The 22048-nt window shown below is 51.7% G+C and carries 13 protein-coding genes; 3 read left to right on the top strand and 10 right to left on the bottom strand.

Annotated elements, in window-relative coordinates:
• Positions 1-35: 35 nt before the first annotated feature.
• Positions 36-1028 (bottom strand): TRAP transporter substrate-binding protein, encoded by a 993-nt coding sequence (locus AC3CB2_RS20110; protein WP_352935265.1) that lies wholly within the window; start codon positions 1026-1028, stop codon positions 36-38.
• 607 nt (positions 1029-1635) lie between these two features.
• On the opposite strand from AC3CB2_RS20110, the gene AC3CB2_RS20105 reads away from it, so the two are divergent.
• Positions 1636-2361, top strand: coding sequence for an FCD domain-containing protein (locus AC3CB2_RS20105; RefSeq protein ID WP_352935268.1), 726 nt, complete (start codon positions 1636-1638; stop codon positions 2359-2361).
• A gap of 83 nt (positions 2362-2444) precedes the next feature.
• On the opposite strand, the gene AC3CB2_RS20100 is transcribed toward AC3CB2_RS20105, so the two are convergent.
• The 3 genes from AC3CB2_RS20100 to AC3CB2_RS20090 form a co-directional block, all read right to left on the bottom strand.
• Positions 2445-4475 (bottom strand): methyl-accepting chemotaxis protein, encoded by a 2031-nt coding sequence (locus tag AC3CB2_RS20100; RefSeq protein WP_352935271.1) that lies wholly within the window; start codon positions 4473-4475, stop codon positions 2445-2447.
• A 199-nt stretch (positions 4476-4674) separates the two neighbouring features.
• Positions 4675-6261, bottom strand: coding sequence for an acyl CoA:acetate/3-ketoacid CoA transferase (locus AC3CB2_RS20095; RefSeq protein WP_075701157.1), 1587 nt, complete (start codon positions 6259-6261; stop codon positions 4675-4677).
• Positions 6262-6281: 20 nt separating this feature from the next.
• Complete coding sequence (locus AC3CB2_RS20090) at positions 6282-7022, bottom strand: enoyl-CoA hydratase/isomerase family protein (protein WP_352935274.1); 741 nt, start codon at positions 7020-7022, stop codon at positions 6282-6284.
• 199 nt (positions 7023-7221) lie between these two features.
• Here AC3CB2_RS20090 and pdxR point away from each other — a divergent pair, with 199 nt between their 5' ends.
• Positions 7222-8709: a MocR-like pyridoxine biosynthesis transcription factor PdxR gene (pdxR, locus tag AC3CB2_RS20085; protein ID WP_352935275.1), complete on the top strand. Its 1488-nt coding sequence runs from the start codon at positions 7222-7224 to the stop codon at positions 8707-8709.
• A 33-nt stretch (positions 8710-8742) separates the two neighbouring features.
• Here pdxR and AC3CB2_RS20080 read toward each other — a convergent pair whose 3' ends face one another.
• Together AC3CB2_RS20080 and AC3CB2_RS20075 are read right to left on the bottom strand one after the other, a co-directional pair.
• Positions 8743-10356 (bottom strand): BCCT family transporter, encoded by a 1614-nt coding sequence (locus AC3CB2_RS20080; RefSeq protein ID WP_352935276.1) that lies wholly within the window; start codon positions 10354-10356, stop codon positions 8743-8745.
• A 155-nt stretch (positions 10357-10511) separates the two neighbouring features.
• Positions 10512-11861 carry an FAD-dependent oxidoreductase gene (locus AC3CB2_RS20075; protein WP_352935278.1) on the bottom strand — a complete coding sequence of 450 codons (1350 nt, stop codon included), beginning with the start codon at positions 11859-11861 and terminating at the stop codon, positions 10512-10514.
• Between the two features lie 465 nt (positions 11862-12326).
• Here AC3CB2_RS20075 and AC3CB2_RS20070 point away from each other — a divergent pair, with 465 nt between their 5' ends.
• Entirely contained in the window at positions 12327-12983 is a 657-nt protein-coding gene (locus AC3CB2_RS20070; RefSeq protein ID WP_014290226.1) for a GntR family transcriptional regulator, read from the top strand.
• Between the two features lie 38 nt (positions 12984-13021).
• Here the strand turns inward: AC3CB2_RS20070 and AC3CB2_RS20065 are convergent, their stop codons facing one another.
• The 4 genes from AC3CB2_RS20065 to AC3CB2_RS20050 all read right to left on the bottom strand — a co-directional run bounded on the left by AC3CB2_RS20065 (position 13022) and on the right by AC3CB2_RS20050 (position 21801).
• Positions 13022-14329: a TRAP transporter large permease gene (locus AC3CB2_RS20065; RefSeq protein ID WP_352935280.1), complete on the bottom strand. Its 1308-nt coding sequence runs from the start codon at positions 14327-14329 to the stop codon at positions 13022-13024.
• A 2-nt stretch (positions 14330-14331) separates the two neighbouring features.
• Positions 14332-14982: a TRAP transporter small permease gene (locus AC3CB2_RS20060; protein WP_352935282.1), complete on the bottom strand. Its 651-nt coding sequence runs from the start codon at positions 14980-14982 to the stop codon at positions 14332-14334.
• Positions 14983-15034: 52 nt separating this feature from the next.
• Complete coding sequence (dctP, locus tag AC3CB2_RS20055) at positions 15035-16045, bottom strand: TRAP transporter substrate-binding protein DctP (RefSeq protein WP_352935284.1); 1011 nt, start codon at positions 16043-16045, stop codon at positions 15035-15037.
• A 446-nt stretch (positions 16046-16491) separates the two neighbouring features.
• Positions 16492-21801 (bottom strand): autotransporter domain-containing protein, encoded by a 5310-nt coding sequence (locus tag AC3CB2_RS20050; protein ID WP_352935286.1) that lies wholly within the window; start codon positions 21799-21801, stop codon positions 16492-16494.
• Positions 21802-22048 lie beyond the last annotated feature (247 nt).

The raw sequence follows: 22048 nt of genomic DNA, 5'->3' as shown, positions 1-22048 counted from the left end.
GAGGGACACAGTGTGCCCCTCCAGGCATGTTGAAGTTATTTGCCAACAGCCTCGATGCGCTCAATCCAGGAGTATTTCTTTGGATCTTTCTTGGCATCGTCATACAGAGGCTGAAGAGCCGCACGGAATGGCGCTTTATCAACCTTGTAGAACGTTGCTCCTGATGCAGCAGCTTTCTCGCGAGAATTCTGAACTTCTTTATCCCAGAGAACTTGCTCATACTTTTCGGACATCTCAGCAGCCTTCATAAGGATTTCACGCTGTTCTTCTGAAAGAGCATCCCAAGTTTGCGTTGCGATCACGAGATAATCTGGAACCGAGGTATGACGGTCTTCAGAGTAGTGCTTTGCGACTTCCACGTGACGAGTTTGATAATAAGAAGGCTCGTTGTTTTCCGCCCCATCAATGACGCCTTGCTGCAATGCTGTATAGACTTCACCAAAAGAAATCGGAGCAGGAGAACCACCAAGTAACTCAATCATTTTATTGGTTGTTGGTGTTGAAACGACACGAATTTTCATACCTTTCATGTCTTCAGGAGACTGAATAGGTTTACCCGCATAAAAGCTACGCTCACCGGCTACGTAACCAGCAATTGGAAGGAAGCCTTTTTCCTTCGGCAGCTGCATCATTTCACGACCAACTTCACCAAAAAGGACTTGATTGAAGTGTTCTTTGGAGCGGAAAAGGTAAGGCATGCTGAAGACGGAGAATGCGCTTTCAAAAGATTCCATCTCACTAGCGGAGCCTTTTGTCATATCCAGTGCGCCTTGCTGAAGCATTTCGAGCGTTTCACGAGGGCCACCCATCTGACCACCCGGATAAATCCGAAGCTTCATTTTACCATCAGACAGCTCTTTCATGTCTTCAGCCATTTTTTCAAGCGTCTGCGCAACAACGTGGCTTGGGTCCAGATTGTGGGCCAGGCGCAAGGTCACTGCCTCCAGTGCATAAGCAGAAACAGAAGAAAATGCGGCAGGTAGAGCAACAACCAGGCCGAATGCTAGCTTTGAGTATTTATTAGTCATGTAATCCCAACTTCTTGGAAGAACCACTTCCCTCATAATGCTTAGCTAAATTGATCTATAGCAGTCCGAAACTAAGCGGATATGTGGTGAAATTGGTTCGACCAAAACCTCCGATACGAATTGGTAGAATTAATTTCCCATTGCGCTTACTCCGTCCAAAGAGTCTGGCGCTGACGGATTTGTTATACCAATAATCCGATGTTAGCAAATATAAATCCAAGAAAATGGGGTTATTAGGTAGTATGTTAAATATTGGTATGACAAATAATATCTATTAAAATCAATATTATATGTAGCAAATTGGTGAATTTTGTCGCAGCGGTTTACAGATTTCTCACAGATGTGGAATTGATGTCTAAAACCCGAAATGTAATACAATGATTTTTTGTTATACCAATTGAAGAGAGGAATGTTTTGTCTTAAAATCGAAGGCAAATTTTAGAGTGAGTTCTTTCCCATTGGCGAGAATGTTGTTTTTTAATCGCTGAATTTGATGAGAGCTAATCCCTGAAAGACAGCGTAAACCATTGGATTCTAGGAGACAGATCTTCGAGCTTATCTAGGGAAGTAAATGCTTCCGCAGTATGATCTTGGATCTGAAGTTTGAATGACAGAAGCTAATAATCGCCTGTACCGTATGATCGGCGAGCAACTCAAAGAAAAAATCAGAAATAAAGAATATGCTATTGGGGGGAAGTTGCCACCAGAGCGTACAATCTGTCAGGAGCTCGGTGTTAGTCGAACCGTGGTACGTGAAGCAATTATTATGCTGGAGATTGAGGGGATTGTCTCAGTACGCAAGGGCTCAGGAATTCATATTCTGAGTGATCAGCCTAAAAGGGTGGAGCAGGCTCCCGAGGAGCTCGATAGCATCCTCTCCCGAGTTTCAGCTGATTTGAAAAGTACTGGTCCTTTCGAATTGCTTGAAGCACGCCAAAACTATGAATGCATGATTGCAGAACTGGCAGCGATCAATGCAACGCAAAAAGACATAGAAGAACTCAGAAGAATCCAAAAAAACGCATTGGCGGAAGATCGCTCTCGCGATTCAAAGTGGGATAAAGAGTTTCACATCGCACTGGCCAGATCATCCTCTAACCCGGTTTTGGCAATGCTGGAGGAGATTCTGTGGCATGACCGCACAGCAAACCCACTTTGGCAAAACCTGCACACGCATATTGATGTGAACGACCTGAACAGCTGGCACCAGGAACACCAGCTAATCCTCGATGCTATCGAAGCCCGTGACCCCAAACGCGCCTACAACGCCATGTGGAACCACATAGAAAGCACCAAAAATACTCTCTACAAAGCCTCTTCTGCGTTGGAGTGAGGTTCGCTTTTCCGGTTTTTCTCAGCAAATGTTGTGGCGCGTTATTGGCGCCACAAATCTAAAGACAACTTTCTGCAACAGCCTTACACAGACTGCACTTTGTACAGGAAGTCGTCGATTTGCTCGCGCAGGCCAATGACTTCTTCTCGTACGGAAGAGGCTGTTTTGGAGACCAGATCAGAGGACTGGTTGGTTTTTTCAGCAGCTTGTGCCACCAGCACCATGTTTTCAGAAACGTTCTGTGTGCCCGTTGCCGCCTGATGTACGTTTTCGGTGATCTCAGCGGTGGCCGCGCCCTGTTGTTCTACAGAAGCGGCGATGTTGGAGGCGAACTCGTTGACCTGTCGGATGCTGGAGGTGATTTCCTGAATGGCTTCAACAGCATCCTTGGAGGAGCCTTGAATCTCAGCGATCTGCTGCGAGATCTCTTCAGTTGCTTTAGAGGTCTGGCTCGCCAGATCCTTCACCTCGGTTGCCACAACCGCAAAGCCCTTGCCCATCTCACCGGCGCGGGCTGCTTCAATTGTGGCGTTGAGTGCCAACAGGTTGGTTTGCTCGGCGATGTCCTGAATGAGGTTCACCACCTCACCAATGCGCTGCGCGGTGCTATCCAGATCCAACACTTTGGCATTGGTTGCTTGGGCTGCATCATTAGTCTTCGTGATCACCTTATTGGTTCGGGAAATCTGTTGCGCGATCTCTTCAATAGAGGCAGAGAGTTCTTCTGAGGCAGAGGCTACAGTCTGCACGTTTGTTGTTGCTTCCTCTGAGGCTGCTGAAGTTGCTGTGGTCTGAGCATTTGTGTCTTCTGCGATTTCTGCCAGTTCTTTAGAAGTCTGCTCCAGCTCGTTGAATCGGGCATGTATGATGCCAAGAGCTGTTTCTGCCATACCGGAAAAGTCCCCAATGAGCTTTGCAACTTCCTTCTGGCGGTTAGCTTCACGCTCGTGTTCTTTCTCAGCTTCCGACTGCAATGTCTGACGTTCCGACACAGCAGTAACGAAGATTTTCAGAGCATTTGCCATCTGGCCGATTTCATCAGAACGGCCAGTGTACTGCACTTCATCCTTCACATTGCCATCTGCCAGAGACTGCATTCTGCAGGTCAGGTTGACGATTGGGCGGGCGATGGAGTTGCCGATGAACCACAGGATGAGGCAGCCGATAAGACCAGCTGCGAATGCAAGGAGCAGGATAATGTTTCTGGTCGTCAAATAGCTTGCATGTAACTCCGCAGTCGTAACCGACATTCCTGCATACCAGTACTGATTGGTGGTTCCTATTCTGAACCGTTCAAGAACAAACTGCCGGTCATTTATCGTCTGCAGGTTCGGCTCATCTGTGACGCCGGCTATGATAGATTCAACCATTGTTCCAACGGGTTCACCAAGCAGTGTTTGATCTGTATGGCTCACCCAAAGGCCCTGTTCACTGATGACCGCCAGTCGACCACTTTCATAAAGATCATAGGCAGCCAACTTGCTTTTGAGCTTATGAAAATCGATGTCGACAATAACACCGCCGATGCTATTACCAGCGGTATCCAGAATTGGGGTTGTGATGGATGCAGACACAGTGTTCTCACCATCAACATCAAAGGTATAAGGCTCTGTAACGTATTGAGATCTTTGTCGGAGTGCAGCTTGGAACCATCGTTGCACCTCTGGCTTATCGATACCAGATACCCTGAAGCCAATCTGGCTATCCTTTAGATAAAAGTAAGGCGCGAACTGTCCGGATGGCGTTGAGTATTTGTCAGCCTGAAACTCAACATCTCTGCCAAGAACATTAGGCTCCAAGACAACGGCAATGCCGAGGACATCAGAGGTGTTCTTGAGTGCGGCGATAGTGAGATCTGCGATTGTATCGCGATCAGCATCACTTCTTTGGATCTGCTGAGCGAGTAATACAGCTAGATTGGTTGAAGTTACTTCCGCTTCACGGGTGACGTCTCTTGCCGTCACTGCCATTCCGTTGGCGAATGAAACGAAGAGCGCTTTGGTTTCCTGCTCCGAATGTTGCGAGTTGAGGTAGGTCGCAGTCGTGATGATCAAGGAAAACGACAAAAGAAGCACGACGACAGAGGCCAGAACGATACGGTAGCTGAGTTTCATTGGAATGGTCTTTGTGTGAAGCAGAGAGTCCAACGCTTCAGCCAGGTCAGCGGGGTTTGTGATGGCTTGGCTGGCTGAAGCGGGGAGAGAGTTTGTGGCACACAGGGGCAGTCAGCAGGGTTTTACAAACTCTCTGGGAGTTCCTTTTGGAAGGTCGGTGGAGTGGGCAACAAGCTTTCCCACTCCACGATGCTTTTGACTACTCGACGTAGTCTTCAGCAAAGAGTTCTGCATCCATGAGTGGGAGTGGCTCTGCAACTCTTGCAGGGGCGTAGTCCATCTGATCCAGAATCTGGGTCTGCAGGTCGATACCTGGTGCGATTTCAACCAGATGCAGACCGTCTTCATGCACTTCAAACACAGCACGTTCAGTGACGATCTTGGCTTGCTGGTTGCGCTTCACCACGCCCTCTTTCACCAGATAGGTGATGTGCTGGGCAGTCTCGACGAACTTCTTGATCTTGCCTTCTTTGACGATTTCAAGCTTGCCGTCTTTAACTGCGGTCTTCAGGCCTGCTGTTGTGAAGGTGCCGGTGAAGACCAGACGTTCAGCGTTGTGCGCGATGTTGATGAAGCCACCTGAACCCGGGTTCACCTTGCCGAACTTACTGACGTTGATGGTGCCTTTGGAGTCGAACTCAGCAAAGGCCAAGGCTGCGAACTTACACAGGCCACCTTCGATGACATCGAACTGAGTCAGGCCATCCACGAGCGCTTCCGGGTTTGCGTTCGCAGAGAACTGCCAGCCCATCATAACCACGCCGCCGTAAGAGCCGTGCTCTGTGGTGAACTGGTAGTCGTAGATTTCGTCGCCATCGAACTTGCCATCTTCAGCCATCACCAGCGGAATGTCGCCGGATGCACCAAAGCCGAGGATGCCGAGTTCGTGCTTCTTGGTTTCCCAGGATGCGCGGCGGGCAATGATCTTGTCGACACAAACAGGAGGACGTGGCAGTTCAGTCATCTCGATGCGGTTGAGGCCGAGGTAGTTGGCATCATAATCGATGTCGGTGACCATAGGCTGCTGAGCGCTATCTACCAGAACCACGTGATCCACCAGAGCGCCCGGCAGCTTCACGATGTTGGTCGGACGGCTGCCGCGGTCTACCTTGTTTTCTACCTGTGCAATGACAATACCGCCGGATGCGCGAACGGCTGTTGCAATTGCGATGTTGGAGGACAGCAGCGCTTCGTTCTCAAAAGACAGGTTGCCGTTGTCATCTGCACTGGTTGCACGCAGCAGGCCAACATGGATTGGGCGGGTTGGGTAGAACAGGTAGTCTTCGCCCTTGAATTTGATCTTCTCGACCAGACCGTCCTGAGAGCTTTCGGTGAACTTGCCACCACATACGTCCGGATCAACAAAGGTACCGATGCCGGTTTTGGTCAGGTAGCCTGGGCTGCGGCGCGCAACTTCGCGGAACCAATGCATGGAGGTGCCCATGGCCCAGCTGAAGCACTCGATCTCATTGTTCTGGATCATCTGCATCAGTTTTGGGCGTTCACCGGTTTCAGGGTGAACAGGGTTGAGCATGGAGCCTGCCATGATACGGCGCAGTAGGCCCTTCTTTGCGATATGGTCCATGCCGCCGATGTGCATGGCGTCGCCGGTGCCACATGGGAAGTAGAAATCCAGATTGTTTGGATGACCGGTTGCTTCAAAGCGATCAGAAATGCCTTTGAGCAGAACGTCTGGTGTGATCCAGCCAATCACGCCGGTGGAGGCAACGGTGTCGCCGTCTTTGATGACAGACAGAGCCTGTTCCAGGGTTGAAAATTTAGTCACAGCTAGCTCCCAGTGTTCTCTTATTTTTCGAATTTCTTGAAGGTTTCTTGCGCAGCTTCCATCTGGCAATGCTGGCGGAAGAGAGAATTCAGCTTGGCGTCTTCGGCCTCTCCATCCGCCAGACAAGCATTCAGATACCAGCGCTTTGTCGCTTGTACTGAAACCGGTGGAAGTGCTGCGAGTTCCTCAGCAATGGTACGGGCTGTCTCAAACAGGTCTTCCAGTGCAACCACTTCATCAACCAGACCGATGCGCAGTGCTTCTGTGGCGGTGATGAACTTGTAACCCCATGCAGCGCGCTGTGCGTGGCGCGGAGCCATACGTGCGTTCAGTGCATGGAAACCCCATGGAGTGATCCAGCCATTTGGCACTTCCATGCCTTTGAATTTCACGTTCTCTGCGGCGACGACCACATCACACGCTGCTGCGAGGAAGGCTCCGCCACCAACTGCATAGCCCTGTACGGCTGCGATGATTGGTTTTGGGCAGAGTGAAATGCGGCGTAGGAACGCTGCTTTGCGCTTTTCAACGTCGCAAATACCATCCAGATCCAATGCACCCAGTTCTGTCAGATCGCTGCCTGCACAAAAGGATGGATCAGCGCCAAAAATTATGGCTGCATTGATGGTATCGCAGGTTTCAACCCGCTCCAGGGCTGCATCCAGCAGATCCAGCATTTCTTTGTTTTGCGCATTGCGCTGTTTAGGCCGATTCAGCTGTATGTAGGCCACTTTGTTTTCGACAGAAAACTCAACTGACATAGTCTGCTCCCAAGTAATCCTGATCCGCTTTGCGCGGTTCAGCTTCCCGTTAATGTCAGAGGAGCTGGAGAGCGTTTGTGGTGCCTCTTAGCCCTTCTGAATTGAGAGGCAGTCTATTTTTGATTGTCATTTTATTTTATATACAGTAACTCTCTTCCATATATACAGTTGAGCTGAATGGATTTGGAAAGAGAAGAAAATGTACGCCAACCTGATCCGAATTGACCGAAATTCATCCGAGAGTTTGCAGACACAGATTCGGCGTCAGTTGGCGATTGCGATTGTTAACCGGCAGTTTCCTATTCATCGCCCCTTACCTTCAATACGCAAGCTTTCCAAAGACTTAGAGGTGAGTGTCACAACAGTTTCACTGGCCTATGAGAGCCTGAAGCAGGATGGGTTTGTGGAGAGCCGGGACCGGGCTGGCATCTACATTCGTGAGGATGCATTGCTCTCCAGTCAGGCTTCACAAGATCTGTATACATCACAGGCCAATAGTAGTGATACAGATGTGATTAAGATGGACTTCAACTCGCATTTTCGCGGGCGGAGTTTCAACATGCCTCGTGTGGTGAAGCCAAGTGACAGTCTCGTCCGGTTTCGCTTCCCGTTCATCTGCGGGCTGATCGATCCAAACCTGTTCCCCATTGCCAGCTGGCGCGAGTGTATTCGCGACTCTGTCAATGTGGTGGAGATGCGAAACTGGGCGACAGATTACTCCTCCATTGATGATGAGTTGCTTGTTGAGCAGCTGATGCAGCGTGTTCTGTCCAAGCGCGGGATCATTGCTCACCCGGAAGAAATTTTAATCACATTGGGAGGGCAGCAAGCGCTTTACCTTGCTGTAAAACTGCTGCTGCGGACAGGTGAGACGATCGGCATAGAAGATCCGGGATATCCGGACATTCTGAACATGGCACAGATGGAAAACCTGAATGTGCGCAGGCTGCCGATTGATAAAGGTGGGATGATCCTGAGTGATGAGATCAACCAATGCAAATGCCTTTACACCACACCGAGCCATCAGTTCCCGACAACGGTCACCATGCCTGTTGAGCGACGGGAAGAACTGCTGCGCATTACGGCGCAAAACCGTCAGTTCATCATTGAGGATGATTACGAGGCAGAGATCGCCTTCGACAAGACGCCGCCGCCTGCTCTCAAGAGTTTGGATCGATGTGGGAACGTGATTTATGCGGGCAGCCTGTCCAAGAGCCTGATGCCTGGGCTGCGCATTGGCTATCTGGTAGCAGACAGAGAGTTTATTCGCGAAGCCAAGGCGTTGCGACACCACATTCTGCGGCACCCACCCGTCAACAACCAGCGAAGTGTCGCCCTGTTCTTGCAACGGGGCTATTTTGACCGGTTCCTCGCAAAAATCTCGAATGAGTACAAAGCCAGATGCAAGACAATGCATCAGTCGCTTGAAGCGCACTTCCCGGGTGCTTCTGTATTGCCGGAGTTTGGTGGGGGAAGCATCTGGTTGAAATTGCCGGAAGACATTGATGCCGGGAAGCTGCAGCAGAAGGTGATGGAGTCCAGCGTTTACTTTGAAACGGGTGGCTTCACCTTTTCCAATCCAAGTGAGAACCTGAACCATATCCGTCTAGGATATTCGGTGATCGATAACGCGCTTATTCTGGAGGGAATTGAGCTGATTGCAAAAGCAGCCTTGAGGGAGAAGTAAAAGAGGCAGCGATTGCTGCCTCTTTCAGGGTTCTTAGAGTTCTGCGGTTTTCACCGTCAAAGATCCATCTTCATGCCGCTCGATGGCAGTGTATTTGGAGCGGAACAAGTGCGGGAAGTCTTTGCGGGCTGCCTTGACCATGCAGTAGGTCGCTAGGAAGCTGAGTGCTACGAGTGGCACCGTCGGCACCAGAGCCAGCGTGACAACCACATCCAGACCACCAACAAGGATCACACCGAAGCTGATTGCAATGATGATTGCGCACCAGATCAGGCGGGAAGACGTTGAAGGCTCAATGTCGCCGCTGATGTTCTTATTGGTCATGGATGCAAGGTTGCGGGTGCAAGCTTCGATCGTGGTGATCACGAAGATTGCCACCATCAAAAGATAGATTGGCACAGCCAGTGCTGGAAGCGGGGTGTTGCTCAATGCCAGCGCTACTGTGGACGGAATGCCGTGCTCATTGAAGTTTGCGGCAAGGTCAACAGTACCGGAAAGCTGAAGCTGAACAGCGAAAGCACCCAGAATTGCGAAGAACACGAAGGCAGACAGGGAGCCATAACCAACGCAGCCGAGCACAACGTTCTTCAGAGTTCTGCCTCGAGACACACATGCCACGAACAAGCCCATCTGAGGTGCATATGCGATGTACCAAGCCATGTAGAACACGCTCTGGTCCTGCGCATAGCCGTTAGACAGGCCATAGGTATCCGTCCAGGTGAACACGTGCGGCATCAGCTCCATTGCATTACCGAAGATGCTGGTAAAGCTGTTCATGATGTAAGCCGTTGGGCCAAACAGGATCATCGCACCCAGCACCACAACAACAAGCCAGCCATTGAAGTCTGAGAGCAGTTTCATCCCTTTCGAAATGGTTTTGGAAAGGGAGTACATGGTCAACGCGCCGAAGAAGAGCAGAACGCCGACTTCCACGAACATGGTGTGCTCGATGCCGATGAACACGGAGAGCAGACCAGCCAGCAGCGGAATAGCGAGACCAAGGGTCGTGCCGATACCACCGATAAGACCAAAAACAGCGAATGCATTGATTGCGGTGCCGATTGGTCCTTCAACCCGCTTTTGACCGAGGATTGGCTCAAAGCAAAGAGCGAAACGCTGAACCTTTGGCTTACGTGCAAACAAGAAGTACGCGAATGGAAGGCCGAGCGCCATGTAGCCTACCCAAAGGAACGGGCCCCAGTGGATCAGACCATAAGCAAGCGCATCTTCAGCAGCTTTTGCAGAGAATGGTTCTGCACCAGCAGGAGCAGAGGCCATGGTAATCATAGGCTCAACCATGGACCAGTTGACCACGCCGATACCGAAACCGGCTGCCAGGATCATGAAAGCCCAGCTTGAATCGTTAAAGGCTGGTTTATCGTCTGCATTGCCCAGCTTCACGTTGGCCAGTGGACCAAAAGCCACCCACGCCAGGAAGAACAGGCCAATGGTGCCATAAGCCATGTATGCCCAGCCAAAGCTGTGCGACACGAAATTATTGATTGCTGTGATGTAAGGATTGAGTGCCTCACCCATCAGGATCATCGGAATGATGATCGCAAGGCTGAAGAGTAGACTTGGCAAGAAAATGGACTTGTCCAAGCTGGGCTTAAGTATCTCCCCCTTATTTGTGGTTGGTTTTGTCATGGGTTCCTCCAAAGCCATAATATCTCTCCCGATGTTTGGCCTTCAGACAAGGGTTTCGGCAGCGTCAGGCCGCACGAGCCCCTTTGCAGGAAGCAGCATCCTTACGGCTACAGCTTCCTACAGTTACTTGTGGTCAGTTTGAATGTGACTAGGTGCTACAATGCGCTGTTATTCACGCGCATTTTCTGGCGGATTTGCTCCGGATCCAGATCTTTGTATTTCACTGCGCTTTCGAGTGAAATTTTGGTTGCGACAGCCGCTGCGTGCCCCATCTCAAAGCACTGAGCAGTCACGCGGGCAGATGCCAGCGCCTCATGCTCTGCGCTCAGGCAACGGCCAGCGACAATTGTATTTTCCAACTCCTCAGGAACAAGCGTGCCCCAAGGGATCTCGTAGTAATCGTTCATCAGCCAATGCAGCTTGCTCTGCTTGCCTGCATGCAACTCGATTGGCCAGGATGAGCGAGCGATGCCGTCCGCTGGCTTTTCGCAGTTCACGACCTGATCGTTTGTCAGTGTCTTGGTGCCACGGATCGTCCGGGTCTGGCGCACGCCGATCTCTGGCGGCATGTCGATCAGCTGTGTTTTCTCAAAGCCTTCAACGTTCTCCTTGAAGAAGGCATGATAGTCACGGGCTGAACGGCGGCCATAGATCTCCGCATAGGTTCGGTCAGCTGGATTGATGACATTCAGCATCCGGCCACCTTGCCCCGCAAGGCGGGTACAGTTCATCAAAAACACACCGTCTTGCGGTGTCGGGAAGACCCAGACCTTGTCCCGCGGCAGATGTCGCTCACCACTTGCGTTGACTTCGCGGATCTTCTCGGTGACCTCAGGCGGCGAAATGGTGTCCTCACCAAAGACCTTGTAAAAGCCTTCGGCTTCCACGTTAGACAGGCGGAACATCATGGTTGGGTTCTGGATGTTACCCTTGTCGCCATAAGAATGCTCGCATCCGGCCTTAGCCAGTACAGCTGCATCACCCGTCGCGTCAATGAAAGCCTTGGCTTTCAGGAAGGCGCTCCCCGCTGAACTTTCCAGTTTGATCGCTTTGATGCGTTGATCCTCTCTCATCACTTCAGTGATGAGGCAGTGATACAAACATGTTACACCAGCTTCTTCCAGCAAATCATCGGCCACCTCGCGCCAACGTAGTGGGTCGAATGTCAACACATGCGTGTTGCCGTAGATCTGGGGCTCTGTAACGCCCTGCTTGCCTTCTAGTCTCTGACGAAACTCTTCTGCAAAACCAAAGACGACCTGCTTAGGTGTTTTCTTGGCGATTTCATCCTGCGTCAGGTACAGGCCGCAGATCGTCCCAGACAAGCCTGCTGTCGCAGCGCCACCACAAAAGCCATTCTTCTCAACAAGGATTGTTTTAAGGCCTTCACGGGCGCTCATCACAGCCGCAGCAACACCTGCCGGGCCGCCTCCACACACCACAACGTCAGCCTCGTCCAACACCGGACTGTCGACTGCGCTTAATGCTAATTCCTTCCAAGCCATATCGCCACTCACATACAAGATAACATATTGTTATATAACGCTAATATGAGAGGATGAGCTGACTTATGAGCCCTCTCTTCCTAACTAACATATTGTGAAACACATCACGAAGAGCGGGCACTGACAAAAGTAGAAGAACGTACATACAGTCAGCTGAAATAGTCACTGACAGTGTTGTGGTGAGCAGTTTTGATTTCTCAATCACACAAAAATTGTCTTTACAAAACAGATAGATAAGCGAGTGATTGTCGGAGCAGTTGTTATGCCTTATGTATACAGATAGAAATTACACAGCAGTCATCTGTACATATACTTGCGCACAGCTAAGCACTATTACCAGATATACAGTTTGAAACTTATCCTAAGTACAAATGTGGAAATAAACAGATTGCTTCACTCGCAGATTCCATTGCTCTAGCTTCACCGCACGAATTTACATGCCAGCTTAAACAAGCGGAGCACCAGGTGTCTGATTTCCAAGCAACAACACAAGCAGCTTTTGCCAAGGCTGAGATAGAGCGCAAAGTCATTTTCAGGGAGCTGGATACAGAGCAGCTTTATTCAGAAAACAAGCTCTCTGCCATGTTACAGCTTGGGCGCACCCCCGTCAGAGAAGCACTTCAGGCTCTGGAACAGGAAGACATGCTGAAAGTGCATGCGCGAAAAGGCGTTGAGTTTCTGGAGATTTCAGCGGCGCAGCAACTCCAGCTTTTGGAAATCCGCAAAGAGATTGAACCCACTTGCATCAAGTATGCGATCCTGCGGGGAAGCAGCGAACACCGCGTTCATATGTTGCAACTGGCGCAAAACATTTTGGAAAGTGCGCAGGGCGATGAAGATGCCAGTCTGCTGGAGGCTTTGAGAGGCATTCACTTCGCCATTACCAATGCCAGCGGCAACCCGTACTTCCACCACGCGCTCGCCCGCGTACAGAGCCAATCCCGCCGGTTCTGGTTTGCCAATAAAACACGCGATGACACTATGGTCTGTAGCCAGTTCCATGCCGACATCATGCGTTCCGTTGCTATTGGAAATGAGATCGCCGCGAAGGAGCAGCTTTTGAAGCTTCACGAGTATCTTGCCGGAAGTGCGCTGAAAGTCATCAAACTCTCAGCTAACTGATCCTCTGCGATGCCAATCACCGCAGAGGATGTGATGGATTATATGTCGATACCCATGATCAGTCTTGGCAGAGCCAGCGACAGTTCCGGGAAGAAGGTGACGATGAGAACCATCGGCAAGTGTCCAAGCAGCAGGAATTTGAGTGTGATGCCCACGTACTTGTCCAGCGTGAGCTTGCTGACCCCGGCGGCCATATAGAGCATGGGCGCGCACGGTGGAGATACATTCCCCAGTCCCAGATTGGTGCCAACAATAGCGGCGAAGTGAATTGGGTGAACGCCAATCTCCGTTGCCACCGGAAGCAACACAATCGCCGCCAGCACACTGCCTGACACATCGTCAACGATCATACCAATGAGCAGGAGAATGAGATTGATTAGTAACAAGATCAGGATCTTGTTTTCCGTCAGCGAGATCAGCACCTCTGCCACCTCACGCGGCACCTGCTGCAGGATCATTGCCCGGCTCATCACAAACAAGAAGAACAACACTGCAATGATGGAACTCGTAGTGATCGCCGCCCGCACAAAGGCCGCAGGAATATCTTTGAAACTCAGCCCTTTATAGATGAACACCCCAACAACAATCGCATAAACCAGTGAGATTGCAGCAGCTTCTGTTGGCGTGGCAATACCGGAGTAGATCACTCCCAGCACCAGCAATGGCATCATCAGCGCCCAGAATGCCTTCAGCCCGCTGCTGGCAACATTCTGCGCCGCTTCCTTGAATGGCAAAGGCTCTTCAACCTGAATGGTATCCACCTTGCGCAGAAAGAAGAAGTTGAGGCCGATGTAAACCAGAGCCAACAAGACGCCCGGTATAACCGTCGACAGGAACGCAGCCCCAACGGACAAGCCACCCGTCACTGCAAACACAATCATTGGAATAGATGGCGGGATCATCAACGCCAGCACAGAAGAACACGCCACCAACGCCGTTGCGTGGCCAACCGGATAGCCTTCCTTCACCATCCGCGGGATCATAATCTGCCCAATCGCCGCAATGGCGGCAGATGACGAGCCTGAGATCGCACCGAATAAAGCACAGGTGATGACAGTCACCGCGCCAAGCCCACCTTTCATACGTCCGACAAACGCATTCACGAAACTGAGCAGGCGATCTGAGATGCCGCCTTCAGCCATCAGCGTTCCGGCCAGCACGAACAGGGGCAGTGCCAGCAGAGCGAAGCTGAGTGTGGTCTGATAGGCGTAAGGGATCAGGAAGGAAACGTTTGAGTCTGACGCAATACCGAACACCAGCGCGCCAACACCAAATGCAAATGCGATTGGCATTTCAGCCAGCAACAACACGACGATAAGCAGAAGAGAGGCAAGAAATATGAACATGATTAGCCCTTCTTCACGACTGACAGTCTTGTTTTAAGATCGATGGTCTGATTGATGGCCTGCAGTGAGAGGTAGATGATGGTGCCTGCAAACCCGATGATCATGGAGGCAGACCACAGCCCCTTTGGCCAGCGCATGTAAGAACTTGCCCGCCCACGCTCTATTTCAAAGATCGCGTACTTGCTGGCGTAGTATCCGAACACCAGACAGGCAGCAATGCTGGCCAGTGTCATAATCAAGCGGATGCTCTGGATTTTTCGCGGGCTTTTGATCAGCAGTGTCACGATACCACCGTGAATATGCTCACCATTGCGGGTCACATAGGCCAGCCCCAGAAAGTAAAACCAGGCCCCCATCAGCAGAGCCAACTCCTCAATGCCGACAAACGGCAGCGCAAACACATAGCGGAGCAGAACCTGCACAAACATGATTGCAGCAAGGCCTATGCCCATCAACACCAGACCAAAATACAGAGATCTTTCCAGAAGCCGCTCCGCTTTCAGCAGCCCAGTCATACCTCTGGATTGCGGACCTTCGGGAATTGCGGTGACATGATCCGGCGGTTCTGTTTCAGTAATTTCCGGATCATAGATGAATGAAGCGACCTGCACCGGCGCACGCGGGTGCTGTTTAGACTCGCGGTTCACGGTCATATGCCTCCCAACCGAAGACCGGAGCACGCTCCGGCCTTCTCTTCAATTATTATTAGTTTGCAGCAGCTTGACGGATTTGGCTCATGATCTCAGAGCCAATGATTTTTTCCATGGCTGGCCATTCCGTTTCATGAGCAATCTTGCGTGCAGCTGCCAGTTGGGCATCATCCAGTTCAACCACCTTGATCCCGGCATCTCTGGCTTTTTGCAGGAACTCTTCACTCTTTGCCTGCGCTTCTCCCCAAGACCACTCAAGTGTGGTGTCGATCGCAGTTTGCAGAGCTTCACGATCAGCTGTTTCAAGGCCTTCCCACCAATCCTTGTTCACCAGCCAGAAGGCGTGCTCGAAATAGTCATTGGTGAGGATGTTGGTTTCCAGGACGTCACGTAGTGAATACGTCTCAACCGCGGTTGAGAATGAACGCGCATCGACCGTGCCAAGCTGAAGGGCGGTGTAAACCTCAGCCAACGGGATTGGCACAGCAGAAAAACCCAGATTGTTGAAGCGTTCCACCGCCATCGGCAAGCCCGGAACACGGATCTTCAAACCATTGGCATCAGCAGGAAAGTTGATCGGAACCTTGCCAACGCCTTTGCGGATCACGACAGAACCAAAATCCGTTGGAATAATCCCGACCGCATGCAAGCCAAGTTCATGAAGAATACCGTTGTAGATATCCAGCATGTCTGAGCCCGGACCATAAAGCTTTTGCGCCTGTTCCCAGTTGGAAACCACATAGCCGAGGTAGGCAAGGTCCAATCGGCCATCAAACTCGGATGCACCCCATGTGAGGCTCATTGGCACCACACCTTGCATGGACTGCTCAAACAGAGAGGTCCAGTCACCAAGATCGCCGCCGGGGTGATAATCAATGTTGATGGCTTTGCCGTCCAGCTCTCCCATAAAACGCTCAGAAAGCGCGTGAAACACGTGATCCGTGTTCATCGCATGCGCCAGGATCAGGCTTTCCTCTGCTTGCGCCTGTCCGCCGGCCAATCCAGCCATGCCAAGTGACAAAGCCAATGCAGTTGTGCGTGAAAATCTCTTAAGTGCCCCAATCATATCCTCTCCCTTTCTAAAAGCAGCTTTTTATGTTGCTTCAGTCAAAGACCGCAGAACGGGAGACACGACACCTCATTTCCGGAAAGGATCCTCCCGGATGAACAAGACAAACATTTGCGAAGGTATGCAGACAGACTGATCCAGCATCAGTGCACTTGCTCATAGCTTAATTGAGCTCACCGACGACAGCCGCTGCGGGGTTTGCGCACTTGCCGACATCACCCCGGATCAGTTCTAGTTCTCTTCACACTCCTGCCACGATTCCCAACCAAAGCAAGTGAAGTGTCCAGCAAAACCAAGGCCCAATGCCTTAACTCCGCTCATCCTCTCCACCCCCAAACCATACCCCGCATCCGCATACCTGCTTATATACAGTTTGATTTTCCATTGGGTGCAACTGGATGGGTAATTTGAAAGTAAGATTCTGCGAGATGATTTCATCCCCTTCAATACTGGACAAACAATCTTGCGTTGGCGCCGTGGTCTACGGCTTCGTTGGAGAGGAGGCCGTAGTAGTTGACGTTGAGCTGGATGTACTCCGTGAGGTTGGATTGGAGGCCGGTTTCGATCAGGGCGACGTTGCGGGCGATTGGGACGCTTGCCACGGTGAACGGGTTGCCGCTGTCGATGAAGCTTTGGGTGTAGTCCAGCGTTTCAGCGGAGGCATATTGCCAGGCTGCCAGTCCGACGAAGCTGGTGTCACCGTAAAGGTAGTTGGAAAGATCAAACTCGCCGCGTGTTCCAAGTGTCAGGAAGGTGAGGGAGTTGGATTGGCTGTCGGCCTTCAGTGCTGCTGCACCGCCGCTTTCGTTAAAGCCAGGACCAGTGAGATAAGCGTAGGCAACACCAGCAAAAGGTTCCAGGTTGCCGTAAGCGCTTTCCAGCGTGTAGCCGAGCTCACCAAAGACCTGAACGGAACCGGCAAACTGATCAGCTGAAAGGGTTTCTTCCGGGAAGAGGGCCACATCGCGATCGGTTGCAATGTTGTACCATGTGCCGGCAACACCGCCGCGCAGTTTGACATCGTCGATCGGATTGGCGCTTGCGTAGCCGCCCACGCTGTAGCTGTCGCTGTCTGAAGACGCATCGATTGAGCTGATGTCGATAGAGGTTCGACCGAAGCCTGCAACCACACCCAGCTGTACCATATCGAAGTAGGTCGCATCAACACCGACCAGAACACCGCCGACGCTTCTGCCTGTGGTGCGGGCGTTGCCGTCTGAGAAGAACTCACCCCAGCTGCCGTAGACCTGACCCCACATCTCAAAGTCACCGACGGTGCGGGTGACCATGTCGTCGTCCACTTTGGAGGCGAAGGCGCTGTGAGCCTTGTAAAGCCGGTCATTGACCGCCTGCCGCAGGAAGCGGCTGTCAGCCAGCAGGATTGCTCGGGTTGAAGCATTGATCTCACCGGAGAGTGGATCAAGAAGCGCCTTGATTTGTGCGTTGTTCATTGGGGCAAGGTGTGTGAACAGATCACCGCTTTCGCTAATGGTATCCAGCGCCAGCGTGACGGAATGTTCGTTACGCGTTGTTGCCAGACCATTGAAGTTGTTGGAACTGCGGATGAACTGGATCGCAACGTCGTTGTCATCACCCGGGATGCCGTAGAGCACGTTGACATCCAGCATGAACATGTCATGGTTTACCGCATCGAAGGTGCCGGTTACGGGTTGGGTTCCCGGAGTTGAGAGATTGTCGATTATGACGAACTCATCGCCGATCTTCACGGGTGTTGGGCCCGAAACACTGATGAGATTTAGGGTCATGTCAGTGACATCAACGGAACCGCCTGCGCTCACAATGATCTGATCTGTATTTGCCGCACCCGTGTCCGGGTCTGAGCCGACCTCCATATCAAGAGTACCGCCGTTGGTAGTTGCACTCAGGCTGCCTACCGTGATTGTACCAAAGGACGCACCGGGAGATAGAACACCACCATCCAGAACGACGTTGTCAGTAACCTCGCCATATCCGGAGAGTGTACCGTCTGAGACGACGGTCAAGCTGCCATCCAGAATAGATGTGTCAGTTGCTGAGGTGCCAATCTGCAGTGTGCCGCCATGAATACGGGCGTTCACCAGTGACTTGGTGCCATCTGAAAGAATAAGAGTGCCAGCACCGTTCTTGACGAAGTTTCCTCCACCTGGCGAGGTGTTACCGGTCCAGGTGAGCGTGGAACCCGTATTGGCCATATCAATGGTGTTGTCGTTGTTTCTGAGCTGTAGCTTGGTCGTGTCGACAGTTTCATTGCCTGTGCCCAGATAGAACAAAGTGCCACCGTCAATGATCACGTCGCCAGAACCGATGGCTGAGGCGGAAAACCCTTCCAGACCAACTGTACCGGAAGCGATCTCGATATCAGCGGTGTAGCCGGAGTTGTCGCCCAGCAGGTTCACTTCACCCGGGCCAATGAATGTCACCTGATCAGAGCCCGTCAGACCGGACATAATGTTGATCTGCCCAACTACATCTGTGGTGCCGACCACGTTACCTGTGCCGGAAAATGCGAGTTCGTTGATGGTGACAGTTCCACCGCCTGTGTAGGTCAGGGTTGAAGAGTTGAGTGTGATACCAACATTGCCGTTGCCGATGTTCTCTGCTGCGTTGAACATGAGTTGGGCATCGGTAATTGAAAAATCACCTGACCAGGAACTGTTGGTCCCTGAAAGAGTAATGATTTCACCGCCGTCGATTGAGAGGTTGCCTGAACCGGAAAGGTTGGATGAGATTTCTAGGTTTACGGAAGCATCATCGATATCGATCGTGTTGCTTGTGCCATTGGCCAGCGCAAGGCGTGAGAGAATGACGTCGGTTACGCCCTGATAAAGCAAGTTACCATTGCTGAGAGTTGTCGTGCCAAGGCCAAGGCGGTCCGCATCTGTAAACTCAATGGAGCTGTTTCCCTGAACGATGAGACCGCCAGAGAAACTGTTGTCGCCCTGCAAGTTGACAGTGCCGCCAGACCCAATGGTGAGCGTACCCGGTGTGGCGCCACCATCGGTGATGTCGCCCGTCAATGTTAGGGTGCGCCCGGACTGTACATCAAGCGTGCCGTCGTTGTGCATCTCAATGTTGTTGGCGATGGTCGAGTTAGAACCGGAAACATAGCTTAAGTCACCGCCATAAAAGAGAACGGTGCCGCTGCCGATGTTGGCTGCTTCTCCAAACTGTGTGGTGCCTTCTGCCAAATCCAAGCCACCACTAAAGCTGCTGCCAGTGCCGCCAAGCACCAGTGTGCCTGCACCCAGCTTTTTCAGACGACCGGTGCCGTTGATGTCATTGCTGGCAGTGAGTGTATCGCCGGAACCAACTGTTATGGCGGAAGTGCCAGTCAGGTCGAAGCCGTTGGCGATCGTTGCGGTGGTGCCGTTAAAGGTGAGATTACCGTTGTCCAGCGTAATGTCGCCCGTGCCAAGATTGCTGGCGCTGGTGAAGCCGACAGTGCTGTTTTCCTGAACGGTCAGGCCAGCGGTAAACGTGTTTGTTCCGCCCAGATTGACTGTGCCGCCAGATCCGATGGTGAGCCCGCCCGGTGTGCCATCACCATCAGTGATATTGCCTGAAATGGTCAGCGTGCGGCCAGACTGCAGATCAATCGTGCTGTCATCAAACAGCTCAAGATTATTCGTGATCGTCGCAGATGTTCCGATGAAACTCAGGTTCCCGCTGTCCAGGCCAATATCACCGGTGCCCAGATCATTGGAGTCTGCAAAGCCAACCGTGCTGTTCTCCTGAATGACAAGACCGCCGGAGAATGTGTTGGATCCACGCAGATTGACTGTACCACCGGATCCGATGGTCAGTGTTGCAGGCGAACCTCCGCCGTCAATAACGTTGCCTGTGATGGTGAGCGTACGCCCGGATTGCACATCTAGCGTACCGTCATTGTGCATCTCAAATGTATTTGCAACGGTTGCATCTGAACCGGATACATAGCTCAGATCACCACCGTAAAAGATGATGTTTCCGGTGCCGATGTTGGCCGCTGCGCCAAACTGAACTGTGCCTTCGGCCAGATCTAATCCACCACTGAAACTGCTGCCCGCTCCACCAAGAACGAGTGTTCCGTCACCAAACTTTTTCAGACGGCCCGAACCGCTGATATCATTGCTGACAGTCAGCGTATCGCCGGTCCCGACGGTCATGGAGGATGTGCCGTCCAGATCAATCAGGTTGCTGATGGTCGCCGTTGTTCCGTTGAAGGTGAGGTTGCCGTTGTCCAGCTCAACAGTGCCGCTGCCTAGGTCATCAGAATCCGAGAAACCAACAGTACTGTTCTCCTGAACCACAAGGCCGCCGGAGAAGGTGTTGGTTCCCTGCAGATTGACCGTACCACCAGAGCCGATGGTCAGCTTGCCGGGTGAACTGCCGCCATTGACGATGTTGCCTGTGATTGTGAGAGTACGCCCGGACTGTACATCAAGCGTGCCGTTGTTGTGCATCTCAAATGTGTTGGAAATGGTCGCATCTGAGCCGGAAACAAAACTCAGATCACCGCCGTAGTAGATGATATGGCCGGAGCCGATACTGGCTGCGCTCCCAAACTGAACAGTTCCGTCAGCCAGATCCAGCCCACCGCTGAAGTTGCTGCCCGTTCCGCCCAGAACGAGGGTTCCGTCGCCGAGTTTTTTCAGGCGGCCTGAACCGGAGATGTCATTGCTGAGGGTGAGCGTATCGCCAGGCCCAACTTCCATGGAAGAGGTGCCGTCTAGATCAAACAGATTGTTGACCGTGGCGGTCGTTCCGTTGAAGGTGAGGTGGCCGTTGTTGAGCTCAATCGGGCCACTGCCAAGATTGGAGGCGCTGGAGAAAACAACCTCTGTGCCATCAATGTCGGCGCCGCCGGTCCAGGTGTTGTTGCCTGTCAGCGTGGTGATGCCATTGCCCTCAAACCGAACCTTGCCGTTGCCGATGATGTCTCCGGCAAGAGTTAGGTTGCTGTTGGAGGTTTCGAATGTGGCGTCATTCAATGCACCCACATTTGTGACTTCAATATCGCCGTTGACCGTTGTGCTGCCAATGGTCACCATTTTGCCGCCGACAAAGTCGAGATCTGCATTTCCTACCGCGTTGGTTCCGGTAAAGACGGCTGTCGCGTTTTCCTCAAAGAACATTTTGCCAGTAAACCGGCTGTTATTATTGGTTATCTGAGTGGTGCCGTTCTCAAAAAGGACTTCGCCTGCACCAGATGAGACAGAGACCAGATCTGCTATAAGATGATTTCCACCGGAGCTGGTGGTGTTGATCACAATCTTGGAGCCGTTCAGCATGTAAATGTCGTCTACCCTGAGGTAACCGGCGGAACGTGCAGCTGAGCCTTCTTCTCCACCAATGTTGATCGTTCCCTGGCCTTCCAAAACAATGTCGCCAGTTGGTGCAAAAAGCTGACCGCTCTCATAGAGATTTATAGTGCCTTCGTTGAAACCGTTTCCAACTTCTATGAATACAAAATTTCCTGACTGAGAGACTGACGCACCCTGATAAACGTTCAGTGTGCCGTTCGCATTTGCAACGCCGATCTCTACCAGTTGCCCGATGGGTACTGTTGTTCCGCTGAACACATTCAGTGTTCCATCAGCCCCGTTTTGACCAATGCGCAACCCATTTGTGCCATTGATTGAGAAGGGAGGATTGTTGATGGTGCCGGTAATCACCGTCTGAGCATCCGCCCGTTCCACCTGGAGGCTGAACAGGCAGGCAAACGCGAGACCCGCAAGAGCAGTTGTTCCGAGAAGACGCTCACTGTACCACATTTCAACCCTCACACATTTGCCAGCAACAGCAGTTCGGAGACAGTTGTTCGGTCGAGCACAGCCGTCACGGAAAGCTGCGCAGAGCAAAACGCAGCCTCAGTGTAAGTAATCGCATTAGTAATCTGTTAAGATTTCTTTGCGCTACACAAGTATGCTGTATTCGACTGAGGAGCCGTGAAGTGATACGCAAAACATTTTTCACAAACTGTAGATTAACTGAATCGAATATAGGTATTAATAGAGTTTT

This window comes from Pseudovibrio sp. SCP20, from assembly GCF_057774105.1.
Note: the sequence above shows the minus strand (reverse complement) of the source record. Positions and strands in the feature narration are given on the sequence as shown.